18 protein-coding genes are annotated in these 23,102 nt (G+C 67.4%); 8 read left to right on the top strand and 10 right to left on the bottom strand.

The window, feature by feature from the left end; translation table 11 throughout:
- Positions 1-15: 15 nt before the first annotated feature.
- The 4 genes from AB4089_RS13285 (at position 16) to AB4089_RS13270 (ending at position 7,004) form a co-directional block, all read left to right on the top strand.
- Positions 16-2,274, top strand: a complete 2,259-nt coding sequence (locus AB4089_RS13285) for a S9 family peptidase (RefSeq protein ID WP_441409755.1) — start codon at positions 16-18, stop codon at positions 2,272-2,274.
- A gap of 468 nt (positions 2,275-2,742) precedes the next feature.
- Entirely contained in the window at positions 2,743-3,183 is a 441-nt protein-coding gene (locus tag AB4089_RS13280; RefSeq protein ID WP_441409754.1) for a hypothetical protein, read from the top strand.
- Positions 3,184-3,646: 463 nt separating this feature from the next.
- Complete coding sequence (locus AB4089_RS13275) at positions 3,647-4,384, top strand: peptidoglycan-binding protein (RefSeq protein WP_441409783.1); 738 nt, start codon at positions 3,647-3,649, stop codon at positions 4,382-4,384.
- Between the two features lie 7 nt (positions 4,385-4,391).
- Positions 4,392-7,004, top strand: coding sequence for a hypothetical protein (locus AB4089_RS13270; protein ID WP_441409753.1), 2,613 nt, complete (start codon positions 4,392-4,394; stop codon positions 7,002-7,004).
- A gap of 146 nt (positions 7,005-7,150) precedes the next feature.
- On the opposite strand, the gene AB4089_RS13265 is transcribed toward AB4089_RS13270, so the two are convergent.
- The 8 genes from AB4089_RS13265 to AB4089_RS13230 form a co-directional block, all read right to left on the bottom strand.
- Positions 7,151-7,714 carry a GNAT family N-acetyltransferase gene (locus tag AB4089_RS13265; protein ID WP_441409752.1) on the bottom strand — a complete coding sequence of 188 codons (564 nt, stop codon included), beginning with the start codon at positions 7,712-7,714 and terminating at the stop codon, positions 7,151-7,153.
- 89 nt (positions 7,715-7,803) lie between these two features.
- Positions 7,804-8,973 (bottom strand): acetate kinase, encoded by a 1,170-nt coding sequence (locus tag AB4089_RS13260; RefSeq protein WP_441409751.1) that lies wholly within the window; start codon positions 8,971-8,973, stop codon positions 7,804-7,806.
- Positions 8,974-8,981: 8 nt separating this feature from the next.
- On the bottom strand, positions 8,982-11,096 hold the full coding sequence (pta, locus tag AB4089_RS13255) for a phosphate acetyltransferase (protein ID WP_441409750.1): 2,115 nt from the start codon (positions 11,094-11,096) through the stop codon (positions 8,982-8,984).
- 87 nt (positions 11,097-11,183) lie between these two features.
- Positions 11,184-11,669 (bottom strand): MaoC family dehydratase, encoded by a 486-nt coding sequence (locus AB4089_RS13250; RefSeq protein ID WP_441409749.1) that lies wholly within the window; start codon positions 11,667-11,669, stop codon positions 11,184-11,186.
- Positions 11,670-11,708: 39 nt separating this feature from the next.
- Positions 11,709-12,575 (bottom strand): HpcH/HpaI aldolase/citrate lyase family protein, encoded by an 867-nt coding sequence (locus AB4089_RS13245; protein ID WP_441409748.1) that lies wholly within the window; start codon positions 12,573-12,575, stop codon positions 11,709-11,711.
- Positions 12,572-14,332 (bottom strand): acetyl/propionyl/methylcrotonyl-CoA carboxylase subunit alpha, encoded by a 1,761-nt coding sequence (locus tag AB4089_RS13240; protein ID WP_441409747.1) that lies wholly within the window; start codon positions 14,330-14,332, stop codon positions 12,572-12,574. Before AB4089_RS13240 ends, AB4089_RS13245 begins: the two co-directional genes overlap by 4 nt.
- A gap of 28 nt (positions 14,333-14,360) precedes the next feature.
- A complete protein-coding gene (locus AB4089_RS13235; RefSeq protein WP_441409746.1) occupies positions 14,361-15,182 on the bottom strand; it encodes a fumarylacetoacetate hydrolase family protein in 822 nt (273 codons plus the stop codon).
- Positions 15,179-16,714, bottom strand: a complete 1,536-nt coding sequence (locus AB4089_RS13230) for a class I adenylate-forming enzyme family protein (protein WP_441409745.1) — start codon at positions 16,712-16,714, stop codon at positions 15,179-15,181. Before AB4089_RS13230 ends, AB4089_RS13235 begins: the two co-directional genes overlap by 4 nt.
- Before the next feature lie 398 nt (positions 16,715-17,112).
- Here AB4089_RS13230 and AB4089_RS13225 point away from each other — a divergent pair, with 398 nt between their 5' ends.
- A complete protein-coding gene (locus AB4089_RS13225; protein WP_441409744.1) occupies positions 17,113-18,465 on the top strand; it encodes an MFS transporter in 1,353 nt (450 codons plus the stop codon).
- A gap of 134 nt (positions 18,466-18,599) precedes the next feature.
- On the opposite strand, the gene AB4089_RS13220 is transcribed toward AB4089_RS13225, so the two are convergent.
- Positions 18,600-19,271 carry a TetR/AcrR family transcriptional regulator gene (locus AB4089_RS13220; RefSeq protein WP_441409743.1) on the bottom strand — a complete coding sequence of 224 codons (672 nt, stop codon included), beginning with the start codon at positions 19,269-19,271 and terminating at the stop codon, positions 18,600-18,602.
- Between the two features lie 116 nt (positions 19,272-19,387).
- On the opposite strand from AB4089_RS13220, the gene AB4089_RS13215 reads away from it, so the two are divergent.
- Genes AB4089_RS13215 through AB4089_RS13205 form a run of 3 tightly spaced genes read left to right on the top strand, consistent with a single transcriptional unit; the run spans position 19,388 to position 22,354 of the window.
- Positions 19,388-20,557, top strand: a complete 1,170-nt coding sequence (locus tag AB4089_RS13215; protein WP_441409742.1) for an alkene reductase — start codon at positions 19,388-19,390, stop codon at positions 20,555-20,557.
- Complete coding sequence (locus AB4089_RS13210) at positions 20,554-21,312, top strand: SDR family NAD(P)-dependent oxidoreductase (RefSeq protein ID WP_441409741.1); 759 nt, start codon at positions 20,554-20,556, stop codon at positions 21,310-21,312. Before AB4089_RS13215 ends, AB4089_RS13210 begins: the two co-directional genes overlap by 4 nt.
- 4 nt (positions 21,313-21,316) lie before the next feature.
- Positions 21,317-22,354, top strand: coding sequence for an MBL fold metallo-hydrolase (locus tag AB4089_RS13205; protein WP_441409740.1), 1,038 nt, complete (start codon positions 21,317-21,319; stop codon positions 22,352-22,354).
- Between the two features lie 88 nt (positions 22,355-22,442).
- Here the strand turns inward: AB4089_RS13205 and AB4089_RS13200 are convergent, their stop codons facing one another.
- Positions 22,443-23,099, bottom strand: coding sequence for an EthD family reductase (locus AB4089_RS13200; RefSeq protein ID WP_441409739.1), 657 nt, complete (start codon positions 23,097-23,099; stop codon positions 22,443-22,445).
- Positions 23,100-23,102: the final 3 nt, after the last annotated feature.

Here is a 23,102-nt window from a genome sequence, read left to right as displayed (position 1 = left end):
GGGTAGATTGGGTCCATGACCCAGACTCCCGCGCAGCCCTCCCCGCAGCCTCCCGTCGCCCGGAAAGTTCCCTCGGTGCGCACCCACCACGGCGACGCGTTCGAGGACAACTACGAATGGCTGCGGGACAAGGAATCCGCGGAGGTCGTGGACCTGCTCAAGGCAGAGAACACCTACCAGGAGGCCGTGACCGCGCACCAGGAAACGCTGCGCGAGTCCATCTTCCAGGAAATCAAGGGCCGCACCCAGGAAACAGACCTCTCCGTCCCGAACCGCAAGGACGGCTGGTGGTACTACACCCGCTCGGTCGAGGGCAAGGAGTACGGCATCCACTGCCGCGTCCGCGGCCAGGAAACCGCGGACCGCGTCGCGGACTGGACTCCCCCGGCCGTCGAGGCCGGCGTCGCCATCCCCGGCGAGGAGGTCCTGCTCGATGGCAACCTCGAGGCCGAGGGCAAGCCGTTCTTCGCCGTGGGCGGGGCCGCCACGACCATCGACGGCACGCTCTACTCCTACGCCGTGGACAACGCCGGCGACGAGCGCTTCACGCTCCGCATCAAAGACCTGCGCACCGGCGAGCTGCTCCCGGACGTGATCGAGAACGTTTTCTACGGCATCTCCTTCTCCCCCGACGGCAGCCGGATCTTCTACACCGTGGTGGACGACTCCTGGCGCCCGTACCAGGTGAAGTCCCATGTGCTGGGCACACCGGTCGGCGAGGACACCGTCATCTACCAGGAGGACGACGTCGCCATGTGGCTCGGCTTCGAGCTCTCGGCCGACCGGCGGCACCTGGTGCTCAGCATCGGCTGCTCCGAGTTCAGCGAAACCCGCCTGCTGCGCTTCGATGACCCCGACGCCGGCCTGCGCACCGTAATCTCCCGCGACGAGCGCATCCTGTACGAGGCCGAACCGTTCCTGCTGGCGGACGCCGCGGGCGCTGGCTCTGGCGCTGGCGCCGGCGCTGGCTCTGGCTCTGGCTCTGGCCGGGAGCGGATCCTGCTGACCCACAACAAGGACGCCATCAATTCCATGGTCTCGCTCGTGGACCCGGCCGAACTCGACAAGCCGATCGCCGAGCAGCACTGGGACACTGTCATCGCCCATTCCGACCAGGTCCGGGTCAACGGCGCCGGGGTCACCTCCACCCATGCCGTGGTCTCCATCCGCAAGGACACCATCGAGCGCGTCCAGGTCCTGCCCCTGGCCGGCCTCGGCACTCCGGAGCAGGGCGCCGCGGTGGAACCCGCGTTCGACGAGGAGCTCTACACGGCCGGCGTCGCGGGCTCCGACTACGAGGCCCCGGCGATCCGGATGGGCTACACCTCCTACTTCACCCCGTCCCGGGTCTACGACTTCGTACTGCCCACCCCGGAACGTCCGGCCGGTGAACTCCTGCTGCGCAAGGAGAGCCCGGTGCTGGGCGGCTACTCGCCGTCGGACTACGTCGCCACTCGGGAGTGGGCCACCGCCGCGGACGGCACGAAGGTTCCGCTCTCGGTGCTGCGGCACGCCTCCGTCCGGCAGGATTCGACGGCGGCCGGCCTGGTGTACGGGTACGGCTCCTACGAGATGAGCATGGATCCGGGCTTCGGGATCCCCCGGCTGTCCCTGCTGGACCGCGGCATCGTGTTCGTGATCGCCCACATCCGCGGCGGCGGCGAGCTGGGCCGGCACTGGTACGACGACGGCAAGAAACTGCGCAAGAAGAACACCTTCACCGACTTCATCGCGGCCACGGACTGGCTCGCCGGATCCGGCTGGGTGGACCCGGACCGGATCGCGGCCATGGGCGGCTCCGCCGGCGGCCTGCTGATGGGCGCGGTCGCCAACCTGGCACCGGAAAAGTACGCGGCAATTGTTGCGGCCGTACCGTTCGTGGACGCGCTGACTACCATCCTGGACCCCGAACTGCCGCTCTCAGCACTGGAGTGGGAAGAGTGGGGCAACCCGATCACGGACCCTGAGGTCTATGCGTACATGAAGTCCTACACGCCGTATGAAAACGTCCGCGCCGTGGCCTATCCGAAGATCGCCGCGGTCACCAGCTTCAACGACACCCGGGTGCTCTACGTGGAGCCGGCCAAATGGGTGCAGCGGCTGCGCGAGGTGAACACCGGAAGCGAGCCCGTTGTCCTGAAGATCGAGATGGAGGGCGGCCACGGTGGCGCCTCGGGCCGTTACGTGCAGTGGCGCGAACGGGCCTGGGACTACGCGTTCGTCGCCGATTCCGTGGGCGCCACCGAGCTGCTGCCCGGAGCCGGGCTGAAGTAAAGCGGGTTCCCTGCCCTCGTGGGCTCCTCACGGCGCACGAGGGTGGCCTGTTTCCCGACGCGGGCCTGGTGTAGCCTGTGGCGACCTGAACGATGACCATGGGGGGCACCATTGAGTGAGAACATACCGCCGGTCCCGCCGGCACCGCAGAACCCGGACCAGCAGCCGGTCCCGGACCAGCCATCGGCGGGGTATGGGCAGCCGGCGCCGCAGCCTTATGCCCCGCCTTATGCTCCGCCTTATGTTCCGCCAGGGTACGTACAGCAGCCGGCGCCGCCTTATGCGGCGCCAGGGTACGTACAGCAGCCGGCGCCGCCTTATGCGGCGCCAGGGTACGTACAGCACCCGGCGCCGCAGCCTTATGCACCGCCTTATGCACCGCCAGGGTACGTACAGCAGCCGGCGCCGCAGCCTTATTCACCGCCTTATGCTCCGCCAGGGTACGTACAGCAACCGAACCACCAGCAGATGCATTACGTTCCCTACCCGTCCGCGCAGCCGTTCACGCCCCCAGGCCAATGGGTTCCTGCCGGCCCCACGGAGCCCAGGGCCTCCGACTACCGGGTCGCCTCGAGCATTGTGGCGATCGTGTTGGGAGTCTGGCTCTTCATGCTGTTCCTCACCGGCATCTCAGTTGGGGCCGGCTTCGCTCCCTTCCTATTCCTGATGGCCGCGATCGGCACGCTCGCCTCCGCTATCTTGCTCCTGGTCAAGCGGCGCGAACGGCTCCGCGCGGCGCCCGTCTTGCTGCTGGGCTGGAGCTCATGCGCACTCATGATGTCTTTCATCGTGGCCTTTGGCTTTGGGGTCCACAGCGCCACATTCATAGCGCCCTTGCTTGCGGCGACGGTCATCATCGTCATAGGGATCGGGTTGTCCCGGGAGAAGCCTGGCCCTGGCATACGGTGATCCCGAAGCGAAGGGCTGCGGCGATGGCGCCTAACGAACTGCTGCCGGGAGCCGGGCTGAAGTAGTGCGCCGGCGCGCCGGGTCGCCTCGGGGTTCGCCCGTTCACCCATTCGCCTCACCCGTTCGCCCCACCCGTTCGCCCCACCCGTTCGCCCCACCCATTCGCCCCACTCATTCGCCCCACCCATTCGACACGGATGGCCGCTATGAGACCCCTCTTGGCGGCCATCTGTGTCAAATGGGTGGGGACGGGGCTGCGAGGCGGGAGGGGTCGGACGTGGTGAGGCAGTGCATCCGGGATCATCTGGGAGCCCACTACCGCCCAATTGGTCATCATGCTTACTATTTACTGGCATGATAGGCACTTCGACGTGGAACCCGTCCGCTGGGGGCGGGGCGTCCGAGGGCTTTTACCGGGCACACGGTGCCGGAGATGGAGTTTATTGTGGGAGTTGAGCAGGGAATGACCCCGTTGACCGATGATGAGCTGATGGCGGAGGGCGGCACGGCCCTTCCGGACAAGGAGGTCGCCTCCGTCCTGGACCTGAACGCCGACCTGAACCTGGGCATCAGCGCCGCCGCGCCGATCGACCTCGGCATCGCGGCCAACGCCAACGTTGCCGCCCCGATTGACGCGGCTGCGTCGGCAAACGTTCTCTCCTTTGGGTCCGAATCACAGGCGCTCGCCGACCAGGGAACCATCATCGATCAGGGCGTCACGGGCGATGCCACAGCAGATTCCACCCAGGACAGCGTCATTGGCCAGGGCACCGGCACGGATGCCTCAGCTGCAGCGGATCCCGGCGCAGCTTCCGCCGCCGCGCCGGCCGCCGCGGATACAGCCCCGGCTTCCGGCAGCCCCACCGACGGCGGCATCCTCCCCGGTGGCACGGCCCCGGACCTGGGCGGCGCGCTGCCCACGGATGCGGCCGGAGCGGCCGCCGGCGCCGGCGCCCTGAACGGCAACCTGCTCAACGTCGACGTGAACCTGGACGCCAACGCGGGCATCGCCGCACCCATCAACGGTGCGGTGGCCGCCAACGCCAACGTGGCTGCACCGATCGACGCCGCCGTCGGCGCCAACATCGGCTCAATCGACAGCAACGCGTTCGCCGTCGCCCATCAGGATGCCATCATCAACCAGGACATCCATGGCGATGCCACGGCGTCGGCTGACCAGCAGTCCGACCTGAAGCAGTGACTCCCAGATGAACAGTGCGCACGGAGGGCCGTCCGGGCAGGACGGCCCTCCGGTCCCGGCCGCCGCCAGCGGAGTCGGCACAGCCGCCGAAGCTGCCGGCCCGGCGTCGAACGTTGCCGTCAGCGTGCAGGACGTTCCGGTGCAGGAGGTTCCGGTGCAGGAGGTTCCGGTGCTGGCCACCGGCGTCCAGCTGATCGGCGAGGCGAAGGGATCCGGCTACAAGGAGCCGCCGTCCCTGGTGCGCCGCGCCGACGGGCAGACCATCCAGCTCACCCGGCTGCTGTACCTGGTGCTTGAGGCGATCGACGGCCGGCGGGGCGCCGAGGAAATCGCCGGGCATGTGAGCAACAGCTTCGGACGGCTGGTCAGTGCCGGGAACGTCAGGACGTTGATCAGCTCCCAGCTGCTCCCCCTGGGCCTCCTGCGGCTGGCGGACGGGTCCGAGCCCGCGGTGAAGAAATCGAACCCGCTGCTGGGGATGCGCTTCCGCTACTCGGTGACCGATCCGGACCGCACCCGGAAGCTCACGGCGCCGTTCGCCAGGCTGTTCAACCCCTTGATTGTGGTGGCCGTGACCGCCGCATTCCTGGCCACGTGCTGGTGGGTTTTGATGGTCAAGGGGCTGGCCTCCGCCACGCATGAAGCCTTCGCCAACCCAGGGCTGGTGCTTCTGATCCTGCTGGTCACGGTACTCTCGGCCGGGTTCCATGAGTTCGGCCACGCCGCCGCCGCCCGCCGCGGCGGAGCCACACCCGGCGCGATGGGCACCGGCTTGTACCTGATGTGGCCGGCCTTCTACACCGACGTCACCGATTCCTACCGGCTGGGGCGGGGCGGCCGCCTGCGCACCGATCTTGGCGGGCTGTACTTCAACGCGATCGTGGCCGTCGCGATCATGGGCATCTGGTGGGCCACCGGCTTCGATGCACTGCTGCTGGTGGTGGTTACCCAGATCCTGCAGATGGTCCGGCAGCTGATGCCGCTGGTCCGGTTTGACGGCTATCACATCCTGGCCGACGCCACCGGTGTCCCGGACCTGTTCCAGCGCATCAAACCGACCCTGCTGGCACTAGTGCCCTGGCGAAAGACAGCCCCAGAAGCCAGGCTCCTGAAACCGTGGGCGCGGGCCGTGGTCACCGTTTGGGTGCTGGTCACGGTACCCCTGCTGCTCTTCAGCATGGCCACCATGGTGCTGACCCTGCCGCGCGTGCTGGGCACCGCCTGGGACAACGGCCTCAAGCAGCAGGCCATGCTCTCCCACAGCATTGGCGCCGGGGACTTCGCCGACGCCGCCGTGCGGGTGCTCGCCATCGCCTGTTTGGCACTGCCGGTGCTGGGCGTCTTCTACATTCTGCTGCGCCTGGTCCGCCAGCTGGCCACGGGGCTGTGGCAGAAGACCCGCGGCAAAGCTTTGCAGCGCGCCACCGCAATCGTTGCGGTCGCGGCTGTGGCGGCCGGCCTCGCCTGGGCCTGGTGGCCCGGCGCCGACACTTACCGGCCGATCCAGTCCTACGAGCGCGGCACCCTGGCCGACGCCACCACGGTGGTCTTCCCGGCCGCGTCCACGGCCCGGATGGCAGAGGGCCGGCCGGGACGCACCGTTGCCCTGTGGCCGGAGGGTGCCCGGAAACCCGCCCGCGACGAGCCGCAGCTGAGCATGGTCCTGGTGCCCCGGGCGGCCGGCACGTCAGGCACGCCTGGCACGGCCGGCGCCGCGGCGCCGACTGCCCCTTCCTGGGTGTTTCCCTTCGACAGGCCGGCCGCCCCCGACGGCGACGGCAACCAGTCCCTCGCGGTCAACACCACCGACGGTTCCGTGGTCTACGACGTTGCCTTCGCCCTGGTCTGGGCGGACGACGGCGAGACCGTGGACACCAGGAATGAGGCCTACGCCTTTGCCAGCTGCGCGGACTGCGCCGCCGTGGCGGTGGGCTTCCAGGTGGTCCTGATCGTGGGCCAGACCAATGTGATCGTCCCGGAAAACCTCTCCGCTTCGGCCAACTACAACTGCCTCCGGTGCCTGACCTACGCCCTGGCCAGCCAACTGGTACTCACCCTCGACGGGCCCCTGAGCAGCGACGGCACGGCCAGGCTCAACGCGCTGTGGCAGGAGATCGCCGCCTACGGCAAGGATCTGCGGAACCGGCCGCTCTCGGAGATCCAGGGCCGGCTCAGCGCGTACAAGGAACAGATCATGGCGCTCATCAAGGCCGATCCCAGCGCCACCCCGGCCGGGTCCTCCGGAACGGGCCCGACACCGGGTGCAACGCCCGGCGCCACTCCGGGTGCCTCATCCGAAGCCACTCCGGGTGCGCCGTCCGGAGCCGGCAGCACCGGCTCGCCCGGGGCCACGGGGACTTCCGGCACGGCGGCGCCGTCACCGGGAGGCAGCGGCGCCACGGGGACTTCCGGCACGACGGGGACTTCCGGGACGACGGCGCCGTCCGGCGGCGCTGTGCCGACCGCGCCGCCCGGCGGTCCGGCGTCGTCGGCTCCCGCCCCCGGCTCCGGTGCCGGCTCGGGTGCCACGGCGCCGGCGGCGGAGCAACCGACTGCGCCGGCTCCGGCATCGGGCACTGCCCCACCCGCGCCCGCGTCCACCGCGCCGCTGGCACCCTAGCGCGGGGACCAGAACCGCGGCCGATCTGACGCAGATGGCCGGAATGAGGTTGTCATTCCGGCCATCCGCGTCATATCGCCGCTCCTGTCAGGTCGGCATTCCCTCAAATCGGGGCTTCCCCGCGCCCTGAGGCTCCGAGAACCCCGTTACCGGCCCTTCCATTCGTCCGAGAGCAAGGCGTACACCACTTCCGTGGCCCATTCGCCCTTGTAGTGCCATTTGTCCACCTGCCGTGATTCCAGGCGCATGCCGAGCCGTTCACAGAGCGCCGCCGAGGCCGTGTTCAGGGCATCGAGCTTGGCGTCGATCCGGTGGAAGCCCAGGTCCTCAAAGCCGAGCTTGAGGATCGCCGCGGCGGCCTCCGCCGCGTACCCTTTTCCGCGCGCCTCCGGGGCCAGGCTCCAGCCGATCTCGGCCTGCCCGCGGCCTTCCAGCCACTTCAGCACCACCTCGCCGAGTAGCCCGGGCGAGTCCGCGGCCTCGATGGCGAGTGCCACCCAGTCGCCCTCCTTCTCGAACTCGAAGTTGGCGTACCGTCCCACGGTTTCCATGGACTTGGAATAGCTCTTCGCTTCGCCAGGCAGGAACCGGGCGGTTTCGGGCAGCGAGTGGTAGGCGTGGAAGGCATCGAGGTCGGAGGCTTCAAAGCGCCGCAGCACCAGCCGTTCGGTGCGGAGGGGCAGCGCGGGCAGGGGTTTGGGGTCCGTCATTCCCCCAACGCTACCCGTCGCCCAACTGACTCGCAGCAGGGGCCGTTTTGGGGGCTCAAAACGGCCCCTGCTGCGAGCTAGTTGGGCGGTTACGGGGCAACCGATGCCCGGGCGACCACGGCGGCCGTCGCCTCGGCGATGGCCCGCTCCTCGTCGGTGGGGACCACCAGGACGGGCAGGGCCGACGTCGGAGTGGAAATGACCCGGGGTTCCCTGGACCGTTCCCGGTTCAGCCCGGCGTCGAGCTCGACGCCGAGGGCACCGAGCCGCTGCGCCACCAGGGCGCGGAACTGGTGCGAGTTCTCACCGATCCCCGCCGTGAACACGAGGGCCTTGGCGCCCCCGACGGCCACGTGGTAGCCGCCGATGTACTTCGCGAGCCGGTAGGACGCGACCGCCAGGGCCATCGCGGCCTTGGCGTCACCGGCCTCGGCGGCCTCCACCACCGAGCGCATGTCGTTGTTCCCGGCCAGGCCCTTAAGCCCGGACTGCCGGTTCAGCATCGAATCCAAGTCTTCGGGAGACCAGCCGGTCCGGCCCAGGAACACCAGGATGGACGGATCGAGGTCGCCGGAGCGCGTACCCATGACCAGGCCCTCAAGGGGCGTGAATCCCATGGAGGTGTCGATGGACTGGCCGCCGCGGATCGCCGTGACCGAGGCGCCGTTCCCCAGGTGGGCGATGACGGCGTCGAACTCCTCCACCGGAACATCCAGCAGCGCCGCCGCCCGGTGCGCCACGTATTCGTGCGAGGTGCCGTGGAAGCCGTAGCGGCGGATCCCGTGGTTCGTGTAGAGCTCCTCCGGCACCGCATAACGCCAGGCGTGCTCGGGCAGGGTGCGGTGGAAGGCGGTGTCGAACACGGCCACCTGCGGCAGCTCGGGCCACTTCTTCGCGATCGCGCGGATGCCCAGGACGTTGGCGGGGTTGTGCAGCGGTGCGAGGGGGTTCAGCCGTTCAATGGCCCGGGTGATCTCGTTGTTGACCAGCACCGGCTCGGCGAAGCGCTCCCCGCCGTGCACCACCCGGTGGCCCACGGCGTCGAGCACCCGGTCCCCCAGCGCTGCGTGGATGGCCGCGTCCACCTGTTCCAGCGCCTCCGCGTGGTCGCGCGGGCCCTCGGGCTGGCCGTCGCCCTCACCGCCGGTCCCCATGCCGATCTTTTCGACCAGGCCTTCGGTGAGCACACTGCCGGCCTCCACGTCGCGCACCTGGTACTTGAGCGAGGACGAGCCGGAGTTGATGACGAGCACAAGCATGGGGCCTCCTAAGCCTTGGCTTCGACGGGCTGTTCGGATGCCGGCTGGTCCTCGGCCGACTGGGCCTGGATGGCCGTGATGGCCACGGTGTTGACGATGTCCTCCACCGTGCAGCCGCGCGAGAGGTCATTGACCGGTTTGCGCAGGCCCTGCAGCACCGGCCCGACGGCGACAGCACCCGAGGACTGCTGGACTGCCTTGTAGGTGTTGTTGCCGGTGTTCAGGTCCGGGAAGATGAACACGGTCGCCTGCCCGGCCACGGACGAGCCCGGCATCTTGGACGCGGCGATCGCGGCGTCCACGGCGGCGTCGTACTGGATGGGGCCTTCGACGGCGAGGTCCGGCCGGAGTGTCTTCACAACTTCGGTGGCCTGCCGCACTTTGTCCACCGCCTCCCCGGTGCCGGACCCGCCGGTGGAATAGGACAGCATGGCGACCCGCGGCTCCACGCCGAACTGATGGGCCGTCTCGGCCGAGGCCAGCGCGATGTCCGCCAGCTGCTCGGCGTTCGGGTCCGGATTGACCGCACAGTCGCCGTACACCAGCACCCGGTCCGGCATCAGCATCAGGAACACCGAGGAAACGATTTTCACGCCGTCCCGGGTCTTGACGAACTCCAGGGCCGGCCTGATCGTGTGTGCCGTCGTGTGCGCCGCCCCGGAGACCATGCCGTCCACGACGCCCAGCTGCACCATCATGGTGCCGAAGTAGCTGCCATCGAGCATGACTTCCAATGCCCGGGCCAGGTCCACGCCCTTGTGCGCCCGCAGCTCCGCGTACTTCTGGGCAAACTGCTGGCGCAGCTCCGACGTCGCGGGGTCCACGATGTTCATGCCGGAGAGGTCGATGCCCTGGGTGGACGCCAGCTCCCGGACCGCCGACTCGTTGCCCAGGATGGTGAGGTCGCAGACGTCCCGCCGGTGCAGGATTTCGGCGGCCCGAAGGATCCGCACGTCGTTCCCCTCGGGCAGGACGATGTGCCGGCGCTGCAGCCGGGCCCGTTCGATGAGGTCGTGCAGGAACCGCAGCGGCGTCATCCGCTCCAGCCGCGGCAGGTGCAGCCGCTCCACCAGCTCGGCCTCGTCCACGCGCTTCGCCCACAGCCCCACGGCCGAGGCCACCTTGCGGCGGTGCCCCGACCAGATCTCGCTGCGGACCTCGGAGACCCGTTTGGCGGTGGTGTAGGTGTCGTCCGGGGCCGCGAACACGGGGAACGGCGCCTGCGCCAGCAACGAGTAAATGTTGGGGTCCGGGGCCAGGCCGCCGGTGAGGATGAGCGCCGACGGCACCGGGAACTCCGGCGAGAAGGAGGACGCGAGGCACGCGACCATCACGTCCGCACGGTCGCCGGGGACGATCACCAGGGCGCCGTCGTCGAGCACGTGCAGGAAGTTGGCCACGTTCATGGCCGCCACCTTGATCGCGTGCACGTCGCGTTCCATGTCCGGCCGGCCGGCGACCTGGCGGATCCCGAGGGCCGAGGCCACCTCCCCGGTGGTGGGCCGGGCGATGTCCTCCAGCTCCGGGAAGACGTACACGGGGCGGCCGGACGCGCCGGGCTTCACGGCGGCTGCGATCCCGTCCACATTCTCCGGGTCGGCACGGTTCACCATGATCGCCAGGAGGCTGCAGCGTTCCGCCGCCAGTTCCTTCCGGGCAACCTCGACGGCGTCGGCGGCCTCCGCGACCGTGAGCCCCTTCGCGCCCACCACGGCCACGATGGGGGCCGCCAGGTTGTTCGCGAGGCGGGCGTTGAGGTCGAATTCGACGGCGGCGTCCTGGCCGGTGAGGTCCGTTCCCTCCACGATCACCACGTCGCAGTGGCGGGACATCTCGGCGAAGATCTCCACGCACCGGGAATCGATCTCCGCCCTGTTCCCCTCGGCCAGCAGCGCCCGGACCTCGGCAACCGTCAGGCCGCCGCGGCAGCGCTCGTCGTCGAGGTCGAATCGGGCCTTCATCAGGGCCACCATGGGGTCCGCCGCGGCGTCGTTGCCATGCACCACAGGCTTGAAGAATCCGATCCGGTCCGCGTGCCGGTGCAGGGTGTCCGCCAGGCCCAGCGCTATGAGGGACTTGCCGGAGCCCGGGGTGGTCGCGCTGACGTAGATTCCTTTGGCCATGATCCGCCCTTTGCTGTGCTGGTGCAGGTCCTCCTATCCTGTCACCTCCTGCGGCGACCTGGGCCAGTCAGAGCGTGAGTCAACCCACTAGGAATGGCTGGGGGCCACTGCTTCCGCCGTTTGACCGGCGCGGCGCAGCATCAGCGCCGTCCGGCGCACGACGCAGACCAGTTCGCCGTCCTGGTTGTAGCCGCGGTGTTCGATGCCCACAATTCCGGTGTCCGGACGCGACTTCGATTCACGCTTGTCCAAGGCCTCGGTCTCCACACGCAGCGTGTCACCGAAGAACACCGGCTTGGGGAACTCGATGTCCCGGAAGCCAAGATTTCCCAGGGTAGTGCCGAGGGTGGTGTCCTGGACGGGGATTCCCGTGACAAGGCCCAGGGTGAAAATGCTGTTGACGATCTGGCGTCCAAACATGCTCTTCTTGGCGAACTCCGCATCCAGGTGCAGCGGCTGGACGTTCATGGTCAGTGCAGTGATCAGCAGGTTGTCCGTCTCCGTGACGGTGCGGGTGACGTCGTGCTTGATGACGTCTCCGACGGTGAAATCCTCGAAATACATTCCGGCCATGACTGGCCTCCTTTTGCTTGGGTGGGTTGTAGGTAGCGGTTATGCAGCGGCGAGGGCGAGAGCCTCGCGGGCGTGGTTGGCGTGTGCCAGGTCAATGTGGTCCCCGCGGTAGGAGACGGCCCCGTGGCCGTTGCGCTGGCCTTCCTCGAAAGCCTCGATCAGGCCCTCGTAGTAGCCTTTCAACGTCTCGGTGAGGCCGTATTCCTCGTTGGCGATCGGAGCGTGCGAGGGGTGGATCAGCACCTGCCCGGTGTAGCCCAGGCCGCTGTTGTCCTGCGCGAAGCTGCGCATCCCCTCCAGGTTCCGCACCTCCTGCCAGAGCCCCAGGACAATGGTGCGGATGCCGGCGGAACGGGCCGCCACCACCACTTTGCTCCGGAGGTACAGCGTCTCCATTCCCGCGGCGGTCCAGCGGAAGCCGACCTCCCGGGAGACGTCCGCATCCTTGGCGGCCGCTGCCATCACCCCGCCAACCCGCGGGCCGGCCAGGATCTCATCCACTTTATTGATGGAGGCGGCAGTTTCGAGGGAGGGCACCAGTTCAACGGTTCCGCGGTCGATACCGTGATCGAGCTCCGCCGCCGTCACCAGCGCGTCGAACCGGACCACGTCATCGCGGGAGAACAGCTTGGGGAGCAGGAACGCGGTCAGGTTGCGGTGGGTCACGTCGGCCACGTCTCGTCCGAAGAAGATGGTGTCCAGGGCGTTGGGCCGGACCAGGATGCCCTTTGAGCCGTCGTGGGCTTCCAGGGCTTCGCGGGCGTTGGTGCGGGCCAGTTCCTTGTCCTGCCCGGGGACGGAGTCCTCCAGGTCGATGATGATGGCGTCGGCCTCGGAGTTCAGCGCCTTGTCGATCCAGTCCCGTTTGTGGCCGGGGACAAACAGCAGCGAACGGTACGGCTTCATGCCGCCACCTCCTCGGTGATCTTGGTCAGCAGGGTGCCGGCGGCCATGGAATCGCCCACGACGGCGGTGATCTCACCGACCACGCCGGAGGCCGGCGCGGTGATGGGGTTCTCCATCTTCATCGCTTCCAGGACGAACAGCACATCGCCCTTGGCCACCCTCTGCCCGGCGGCCGTGTTGATCTTGATGATGGTGCCCTGCATCGGTGCCTTGACGGTTCCGTCGCTGACTTTCTCGCGCTTGGCCCGTGCCTGCCGCGTCCGGCCGGTGGCGGCCGCCGGATCTGCGGCTGACGGATCGGCCAAGGCGGGGGCGGCGTTGGCGTAGCCGCCCGCGCTGCCGTAGTCGTTGAACGTGGGGATGATGTAGAAGCGTCCGCCCACCTCCACATTGGCGCGGTCCACGGGCTCGGGTTCCGTGAAGTCAACGGTCTCTTCCAGCCACAAGGTGCTGAAGCGAAGCTCCTGGAAATCCGGGTGCGCAACAATCGTCTGTGCGGCGGGGGCCGTGGTGGGTACGCCCTCGATCTGCAGCCGCTCCAGGCCGCCGAGCAGGCGCTTGATGGCCGTCTCGCGGTCCGGGCCGTAGGCGATCAGCTTGCCGATGAGGCTGTCGTACAGCGGCAGCACCGTGTCGCCGGACTCGTAGCCGGCATCGAACCGCAGGCCCTCGCCAACGGGTGCGGTGAGGAGGTCCACCGGACCCGGGGCGGGCAGGAACCGGCCTTCCGCGACGTCCTCGGCGTTGATGCGTGCCTCGATGGCCGCACCCTTGGGCGTCAGGTTGCCCATGATGGACAGCTCCTCGCCCGCTGCCACGCGGATCTGCTCAGCGATGAGGTCCACACCATGCACCATTTCGGTGACCGGGTGTTCCACCTGGATGCGGGTGTTCATTTCGAGGAAGTAGAACTTCTCGTCCTCCACCAGGAACTCAACGGTGCCGGCGCCGACATAACCAACCTCGCGGGCCAGCCGGACGGCGGCCTCGCCCATGTTCCGGCGCAGGGTGTCGGAGAGACCGGGGGCCGGGGACTCCTCCACCAGCTTCTGGTGGCGGCGCTGCACGGAGCAGTCGCGGTCACCCACGTAGACGGTGTTTCCGTGCGTGTCGGCGAAGACCTGGACCTCAACGTGGCGTGCGTGGGTGAGGTACCGCTCGAGGTAGACCTCGCCGTTGCCGAAGGCCGCTGTGGCTTCACGGACGGCGGCGTCGAAGGCTTCTTTGGCCTGTGGTTCGGAGTCGATGCGGCGCATGCCGCGTCCGCCCCCACCAGCTGAGGCCTTCACCAGGACGGGGTAGCCGTGTTCGGCGCCGAACGCCTCGACGGCGGCCGCGCTGGCAATGGCTCCATCGGTGCCCGGTGCCAGGGGGACCTGGACGCGGATCGCCACATCGCGGGCAGCCACTTTGCCGCCCATGGTGGTGATGGCATGCGCGGACGGTCCGATGAATGTCAGGCCCGCGTCCGCAACGGCCAACGCGAATTCCGGGTTCTCGGACAAGAAGCCGTAGCCCGGGTGAATGGCCTCGGCACCCGACTCGAGCGCCGCCGCGATGATCTTGGGGATGCTCAGGTAGTTGCTGCTGGCGGGACCATCGCCGAGGTCAATGGCAGTGTCCGCCGCCCGGACGTGCATGGACGCGGCGTCCGCCGTCGAATAAACGGCAACGGACTCGATACCCAGGGTGCGGCAGCTGCGTGCCACCCGGACGGCGATTTCGCCGCGGTTAGCGATCAGGATTTTAGTGAACATGATTGTCCTTAGAGCTAGGGCGCCGGAATCAGCGCAGGATGCAGGCGTTGCGGCATTCGCCGATGCCGTCGATCGAGGTGGTGACGACGCTGCCGTCGGTGAGGAATTCCTTGGGAGTGCGGCCGTCGCCTACGCCTCCCGGCGTGCCGGTGAGAATCACATCGCCCGGGTGGAGCGTGGTGATCGCGGAAATGTAGCGGACCAGGTCAACGGGGCTGAACACCAGGTCGCCGGTATGCGCCTTTTGTTTGGCGGCACCATCCACCGTGCAGGAAATCTCCAGGTCCGGCGCGTTTCCGGCGTCATGGGCCGTCAGCAGGAACGGCCCCAGCGGGGTGGTGGCGTCGAAGGTCTTGCCCTGCAGCCACTCGGGCGTCCGGCGCTGGAAGTCGCGGGCTGAGATGTCGTTTGCCACCGTGAAGCCGGCGATCGCCGCCGCGGCTTCCTCGGCCGAGGCCCGCGAGACCCTGTTTCCGATAACGACGGCGAGCTCGGCCTCCCAGTCCACGGATTCGGAACCCGGCGGCAGGACGATGGGATCATTGGCGCCGATCAGGGCGTCCGAGAATTTGGCGAAGAGCGTAGGGTGCTGCGGCAGTTCCCGGCCCATCTCAAGGATGTGCTCGCGGTAATTGAGCCCGACGCACACAATCTTTCCGGGGGCGGTGACCAGCGGCGCGAAGTCGGCCCCGTCAATCGCAAGGCGTGTGCCGTCGTCGTACTGGTCCACTGCCGGCGAACCGGCACGGAGCCATTCGCCGACGTCTGCAAACGGCAAGAGCGCCAGGGCACCGTCCACCTCGACGGCTGCTGCGGTGCCGCCTTCAATCCGAATGGTTGCGAGCCTCATGCGCCCCATCCCAGATTCGATTTCAGCTGAGCCTTGACGAGCTTTCCGGCCGCGGACCGCGGCAGCTGGTCGGCACCCATGAAGACGATTTTCTTTGGAATCTTGTAGCCTGCCAGGTGCCCGCGGAGGAAGGCGGATAGTTCTTCGCCGTTCGCCTGCAGTCCGCTGCGGAGCACGACGACGGCCCGCACTTCCTCGTCCCAGCGCGGATCCGGGACACCAACAACAGCTGCTTCCAGGACGGCGGGGTGCAGGTACAGCGCCTGCTCGATCTCGGCGGAATAGACATTCTCCCCACCGGTCTTGATCATTTCCTTCAGCCGGTCCCGGAAGAAGTAATACCCTCGCTCGTCCTGCACCGCCAGGTCTCCGGTGTGGAGCCAGCCGCCGCGGAAGGCCTCGGCGGTAGCTTCGGGCCGGCCGTAGTAGCCGGTCATCAGGGACGGGCCCTTGACGCAGATCTCGCCGAGTTCACCCGGGGGAACCGGCTCGCCGAACGGATCCTGGAGCTGCGCCTCGGCCAGCAGGTACTCGGTGCCGATCGAACCGTCGACGGCGGGATCCAGCATGTCTGCCGGCTTCAGCCGGGTGACCATGGGCCCTGCCTCGGTGAGGCCGTAGCGGAAGTACAGTTCGGCGTCGGGGAGCAGGTCAGTGAAAAGCTGCTTGTCCGGCATCCGCAGCAGGCCGGCGCCCGTATGGACCGCCTTAAGATAGGTCTTGATGGCCGGGTCCGCAAAGACGCCGTTTTCCATCAGCCGGCGCATCATGTTCGGGATGAGGAACGTATTGGTGACCCGTTCCCGCCCCACCAGATCCACAATGAGTTCGTCATTGAACTTCTCGGCGATCACGCTGGTGGCACCGGCGATGAAGTGCGGGACCAGCCAGCACAGCAGTGCCGCCGAGTGGAAGAACGGTGTGATGATCAGGCCGCGTTCCTCGGGGCGGCTGCCCATCCTGCAGTCGTACATTTCGTTGAATGCGTTGGCTGCTGCTGCCCTTTGGGAAATGACCACGCCCTTGGGCGTACCAGTGCTTCCTCCCGTGTAGATGATGCAGAGCGGGCTGTCCAGTGTGGTGACATCCTCCAGCGGACCGGATCCGGTGCGCAGGGCGTCGACCTCGGCACCCTGGCGAACCAGCCGCGGCAGTTCCTGCTCGGTTCGGCCCAGTATTTCCAGGGCCTCTACCGCGTTGGGAATGAGCCGTTCCTCCACCAGGATGATCTTCGCGCCGGTCTCCTTGATGCCGGCCGCGAGCTCCGCCGATGCCCAACGCCAGTTGTAGGCGACGTAGGTGCCTCCGGCGGCCGCGACCCCAAAGAAGACTTCGGCATTAAAGGTCGAGTTTCCGGCCAGCACCCCCACCGTGTGACCCGCGCCGATGCCGGCGTCCCGCAGGCCCCTTCCCAGGCCCCATGCGCTCTCGGCGAGCTCGGCGAAGGTCAGCCGGCGGGCGCCGTCGACGATGGCTTCGCGCGTCGGATAGCGCCGGTGGTTGAGTTTGATCCACTCACCAATCGTTCGCATGCTTGCTCCTCGGTGTGGCTGGTGCGGGTCCGGCAAGCCGGACTCCACAGGGCTTATTCTTCAACGAACAAGCGTTCGTTCGAAAGTCTAGTATGAGTTGATTCCGTCCGCAAGGGGGCTCCAGCTCCACGCCTGGGGGCGCCGATCGATCGGCAGGCGGGTGCGGAGAGACATCCCCCGGCGGCTCTTGCGCGAGATCCACATCACACCCTACACTTCGTACGAACGCTTGTTCATGAACGAACGCTTGTTCTTCTCCATCGCACCCCGGGTATATTGCCCCATAGGGTCCGAGCCCTCCCTGACGAAGAGGATGCGGAGTGTGGTTGCGGCTCGCTGCACACGACGGAGACCGGCGAACGCCACTGACTTTCCACCTATCCAAGGAGTGAGTTCCAATGTCGGAATTGACAAATCCTGTTCAGCCCCCGCCGCTCTTGGAGCGCGAAGCACCGACGTTCGATCCGAAGACAGCAAGGACCGCCGTGGCGAGCGGCACGTTCGGCACCGCACTGGAGTGGTTCGACTTCGCGGTGTACGGCACCCTGTCGGCAACCCTCTTCCCCCAACTCTTCTTCCCCAGCTTTGATGCGAACTCGGCGATCCTCGCCTCGTTTGCCACCTTCGGGGCCGGCATGGTGGCCCGACCCCTCGGCGGAATCGTCTTCGGTGCCCTGGGCGACAAGATCGGCCGACGCAACGTCCTGATGTTCACCCTTATCCTCATGGGCGTGTCCTCGGTGCTGATCGGCCTGCTGCCCACCTACGCCGTGGCGGGAATTGTTGCCCCGACGCTCCTGGTGGTGCTTCGCTTCCTCCAGGGCTTCGCCCTCGGCGGCGAGGCCACCGGCGTTCAAGTGCTCGTCGTCGAGCACGCGCCCACCAACCATCGAGGCTTGTTCGGCGGGATCCTTGCCACCGGCTCTCCGCTGGCGCAGACCTTCGCCTCGATCACCCTTACCGGGCTGGCGATGTTCCTTTCCAAGGACGCTTTTGCCGCATGGGGCTGGAGGATCCCCTTCCTGATGGGTGTGCTGTTGCTCGTGGTGGGCGTATTCATCCGCCAGCGGGTCGAAGAAACTCCGGCTTTCAAGGAGAACCAGAGGAAAGCTGCCGAGTCCCTGGTTCCCCAGGAGCGTGCCCTGGCCGTGATCGCGAAGAAGCCGGGAACCGTCATCAAGCTGGTGCTGTCCTGGGCTGCGTCCGCGGGGCTGTTCTGGATCAGCGTCACCTACGCCGTGAACTACCTGACCAAGGAACTCGGTTACGAAAACTCGATCACCTTCGGCCTGCTGCTCGTGGCCAACCTGATCTCCATCCCGGCCGCTATTTTCGGCGGCAAGCTCAGCGACCGCATCGGCCGCAAGAAGACCTTCCTCCTCGGCCTTGCCTTGCAGGGTGTAGCTGCCGGCACCATGTTCCCCATCATGAACTCCATGAACTACCCCGCCAGCGTCGCGATCATCGCCTTGGCCCTGTGCGGCATCCAGGTAACTGCCGGGACCCAGGCGGCGTTCTTCTCGGAATCGCTCCCGACGAGCATGCGCTACACCGGCTCAGCCCTCGGCATGACCCTCGCCGGCCTAATCTTCGGCGCCCCCATCCCGTTCATTGCGGCCTGGATCTTCCAGAACACCGAGAACGGAACGGCCGCCCTCACGGCCATCGCCCTCAGCCTGGTGTTCATCTCAGTCATTGCCACGCTGACGCTGCCGGAGCGGTTCAAGCAATCGCTGCACGAGGAGCACTGACCGCCGCTCGTCTGACGTCGATGGCCTGACGCGGCAACCCAGCTTTAAGACCGGAACGCCCGGCTGGATAATCCAGCCGGGCGTTCCGGTTTTTGGCGGTGCCCGAAAACGGCGCGAGGCGGTGCCTCGGCGGCCTATGTGGCTGAGCTGTCCAGGACCACCCGCCCGACGCGTTCGTCAGCGTCCACGACCTTCAGCTCCCGCAGCGCCAGGCGCGTGTAGATCCGGACAATCTCCTCGAGCGAGAACCGGCCGCCGTGCTTGAACCAGCCTGCGATATGGGTGGCCTGGGCTACAAAGCTGTAAACGTGGATTTTGGCGTCGATGACGTCCGCGAGTCCAGCCTGCCCCGCGGCGGACACCAGGGCCTCCAGGAACGATTCGTAGTCGGCGCGCTTCTTGATGACCACATCACGTGCCCCCTGGGGCAGCGAGCGCAGCTCCGCGTTGCCAATGAAGACTTCCTGGGCACGTTCCGCGTGGAAGGTGATGTGCTCAGCCAAGGCAGCCTGGAGGAGATCGACACTGTCCCCTCCGTCGGCGTTAGCGACAGCTTGCCGGACGCGCTCGAGCAGGTCATCGATGATGCCTCCCATGATTTGCAGCAGGAGGTCTTCTTTGCTGTCGATGTGGTTGTAGAGGCTGCCGACCTTGAGCCCCGCGGACGAGGCCACCTGCCGCAGCGTGGTTGCATCGTAACCACGCTCGAAAAAAAGCTTGGCTGCGCCTTCCCGGATGGTCTGGGCAGTGTTTCGTTCCGCTCGGACGGTCATCTTGACCTCCCCCTCAGTGATCGTGTCGGTCATATCTCCGTCAATCCTAACAAGCGTCCGCTTTTAGGGGCGGGATATTGACATGGCTTCCAACATCCGCCAAACTCACTTTAGACGTACGAACGCTCGTAAGCCAGTAGGAGACATCCTTGGAACGCCAGAGCACCCTGTTTGACAGCTTCTCCCTCGGAGGCCAACCGCTTCGAAACCGTATTGTGCTGCCACCGCTGACCCGCAGCCGCGCCGACGATGACGGCGTGCCTACGCCACTCATGGAGGAGTACTACGGGCAACGTGCCGGTGCAGGCCTGGTGATCAGCGAGGGTGCCGTCATCACGCCCCAGGCCTCGGCCTACCCCCGGGTTCCCGGGCTCTACTCCCCGGATCAGGTGACCGCCTGGCGGCCGGTAGTGGAGGCCGCAAAGCGGGAGGGCGCCGTGGTCTACGCCCAGCTGTGGCACGTGGGAAGGCAGTCCCATTCCAGCGTCCAGCCGGACGGCCTGCCTCCCAAGGCGCCTTCACCCGTTGCCATCACCGGTTACCCGTACCGCAGTGCGGCCGGCAGGATCCCTTACGAGACGCCCCGCGAATTGACAACGAAGGAGATCGCCGGGATTGTCCAGGCTTACGGAGCGGCGGCCCGGAACGCGGTCCGGGCCGGATTCGACGGCGTGGAGCTGCACGCCGCCAACGGCTACCTGATCGATCAATTCCTCAACGACGGGTCCAACCGCCGGACCGACCACTACGGCGGCTCCCTCGAAAGCCGCATGCGGTTCTTGCGCGAGGTAGTCACCGAGGTGGCCCGCCACCTTCCCATGGAACGCATCGGCGTCCGCCTCTCGCCGTCCTCGGTTTGGATGGACGCCAACGACTCGGACAAACGCACCCTGTATTCCTCGGTGGTGCGCCTTGTCAGTGACTTGGGAATCGCCTACCTCCACCTGGTGGAACCCGAGATCGCGGGGTCCACCACCGTGGACCGGCCGGCCGCCTCCATCCCCACCGCCGAACTGGCAGGATTGTTCGACGGCGTCGTCATCGTCACGGGCGGACATGACCAGGTTTCCGCCGAACAGCTCCTTGCCGACGGAATCGCGGACCTGGTGGGCTTCGGCAGGCTGTTCATTTCCAACCCCGACCTCCCGCACCGATTCCGGGCACAGGCACCTCTGGAGCCCCTGCGCCCCACGGGCATCTACGGTGGCGGACCCGAGGGCTACACCGACTATCCCCGCTGGCAAGAAGCATTACCTGACCCGCTGTTCCCAACGCCGGGCGCTCCGACTCGAACTCCTGAAGGAGACACAGCATCATGAGCAGCACTTCCCTCAATGTCCTGGTGACCGGGGCGGGCGGCGGCATGTGCCGCGGCATCAATGCCCGCCTCTCCGGCTCCGGCCACACCATCGTCTGCGTGGACCTCGACGCCGGGAGCAGCGAGGCGGCCGCCCGGGCCATCCGCGACTCCGGCGGGAAGGCCGTAGCGTTTGCCGCCGACGTGGCGGACGAGGCCGCCGTCGGCACGCTGCTGGCCGAGGTGACCGCCAAAGTAGGCCCCGTGCAGGCGCTGGTCAACGCGGCCGGCATCCTCGACCGGAAGTACCTCGCGGACAGCACCGCGGAGACCTTCCGGCGCGCCCTGGATGTGAACCTGGTGGGTCCGTTCAACCTGATCAAGGCGTTTTCCCCCGGAATGATCGAGGCCGGCTGGGGGCGGATCGTCAACATCGCTTCGATCGCCGGCGTCACGGGCTACCCGTACCCGAGCTACGCCGCCTCAAAAGCCGGACTGGCCAACCTCACGCGCTCCCTCCTTGAGGACTTCTGGGGTACCGGAATCACTATCAACTCGGTCTGCCCCGGCGTAGTGGACACCCCCATGGTCATCCAGGAGGTCCGTGACCAGGTACGCCGCCGCGTCCCCACCCAGACCATCGTTGACCCCGCCGAAATCGGCGCCATGATCGCGTACCTGCTGACGGACGATGCCCGCAACATCAACGGCGCGGACCTCCTGATCGACGGCGGCGCCACCAGGCTCTTTTCGCTTTTCAATAACCATGCAGAGTAAGACGATGCAGACCAACGGCATCACCATCACCGGGACCGCCCAGAAGGAGGCCTGGCAACGCCGCGTCCTCCCGCCGGTCGAGGTGGTGGCGCCCGGCGTCCACAGCGTTCCGGTTGCCTTTCCCGGAAATCCGATGCGCTACACGCTCTGCTACGTGCTGCTCGACGGCGATGAATGCGTGGTGGTGGATCCCGGCTTTGACAGCGACGAGGGACATGGCCAGTTGATGGCTGCCCTGGGCCTTCTGGACGTGGGGCCGCGTGAGATCAGCGGGATCGTGGCCACCCACTTCCCCACCGACCACCTCGGGATGGCGGCGCGCCTTGCGCGGGGCTCCGGCGCGTGGATCGCTTTGGGGCAGCAGGAACGCCGGCACATCTCCGCGTTCGATGACGCCCACGCGGAATCGGAACGGGACCGCGAGCGCATGCGGACCTGGGGCGTGCCCGAGGGGCGGGTGGCCGAAGCCGCCATGAGCCCTCAGGGCCTCCACGATATGCGCCGCCTCGCCGACCCCGACCGGCGGCTGGGCGACGCTGACACCCTGGCCGCGGCCGGACGTAACTGGCGCATCATGGAAACACCGGGCCACACCCCGGGGCACATCTGCCTGTGGGATGACGATGGCGAACTGGTGTTGTCCGGCGACCATGTCCTCCCCCGCATCTCCCCCAACGTGTCCCTGGAGATCCGCGGCGACACCGATCCGCTGCGGCACAACATTGAGTCGCTGCAGCGGATCGCGGGCAACGACCACTACGAGGTCTGCCCTGCACACGAATACCGGTTCCGTGGCGTGGGCCACCGCGCAAGGGTCCTCGAAGAGCACATTGCGGCGCGTTCACGGGAAGTCCTGGACGTCCTGGCCAAGGGCGCGCCCACGGTGCACGAGGTGGCCCGGCAGCTCACATGGTCCCGGGGCTGGGAGTCGCTTGGCGCGCTGCAGTTCAGGCTGGCCCTGAGCGAGACGGCCGCCCACATCCGGTATCTGGCAACCTCCGGCGTCCACGCGGGGGTGCCGGGGCTGACCCCGGTGGTTTAGGGCTGGATTCACGCAGACCAAAAAGATCCCCGGGCTCCGTAGAGTCCGGGAATTTTGGCCGGGCGGCATTGCCAGCTGTCGGCGCCCATCAGATGATGACGAGTTCCTCGGCGACGCGGGCATGCAGCCCGGTCAGGACACACTGGACCCTGTCCACGTGGGCCGGCAGCATGCTGGCGGCGGCACGTGCGGCCGCCTCGTCGGCGAAGCCGAAGGAGATGGCAACCTCAGGAATGTGTTCCTCGCGGCGCAGGGCCGCGCGGACCAACAGATCCGCCCCAGGAACGAGCACGTTCACGCCCTGGCCGAGGGCGCCGTCGAATGTTGTAGACAGCTGCCCCGCCCAGCGGTCAACCGCCTCAACGTCGTTGTCAATTCCGTCGCGCCAGCGTGCCAGCACCCAAAGCTTGAACGGCCACGGGGCGTGGGGCGCGCCGGCGGTCACCGGTCCCCCCGTGAGGCCACTGAGGAATTGCTGCTCATCGACCATCAGGCGGTCCGCCACCGTGGAGTCGAAGGCGGCGTGCACGACGTCGTCGGCGGCGAACCACAGCTCCACGATGCCGTCCACGCGGTACAGGCCAGCCCCGAGTCCCGGCGCGGATTCCAGCACATGGTTCTGCCGGTAGTCCGTCACGCCGGGCAGCTCACGGGCAATCTCCGCGTGCGTGGTGGACCAGTGCGTGCGAAAGCCGTCGCTGGCCAGGCCGTCCCGCTTCTCCAGGTAGGTGATGCGTTTGGGCACCGG

The organism is Arthrobacter sp. 2MCAF15 (assembly GCF_052115605.1).
In the GTDB taxonomy this organism is placed as follows: Bacteria; Actinomycetota; Actinomycetes; order Actinomycetales; family Micrococcaceae; genus Arthrobacter.
This window is presented reverse-complemented; position numbering and strand designations above follow the sequence as displayed.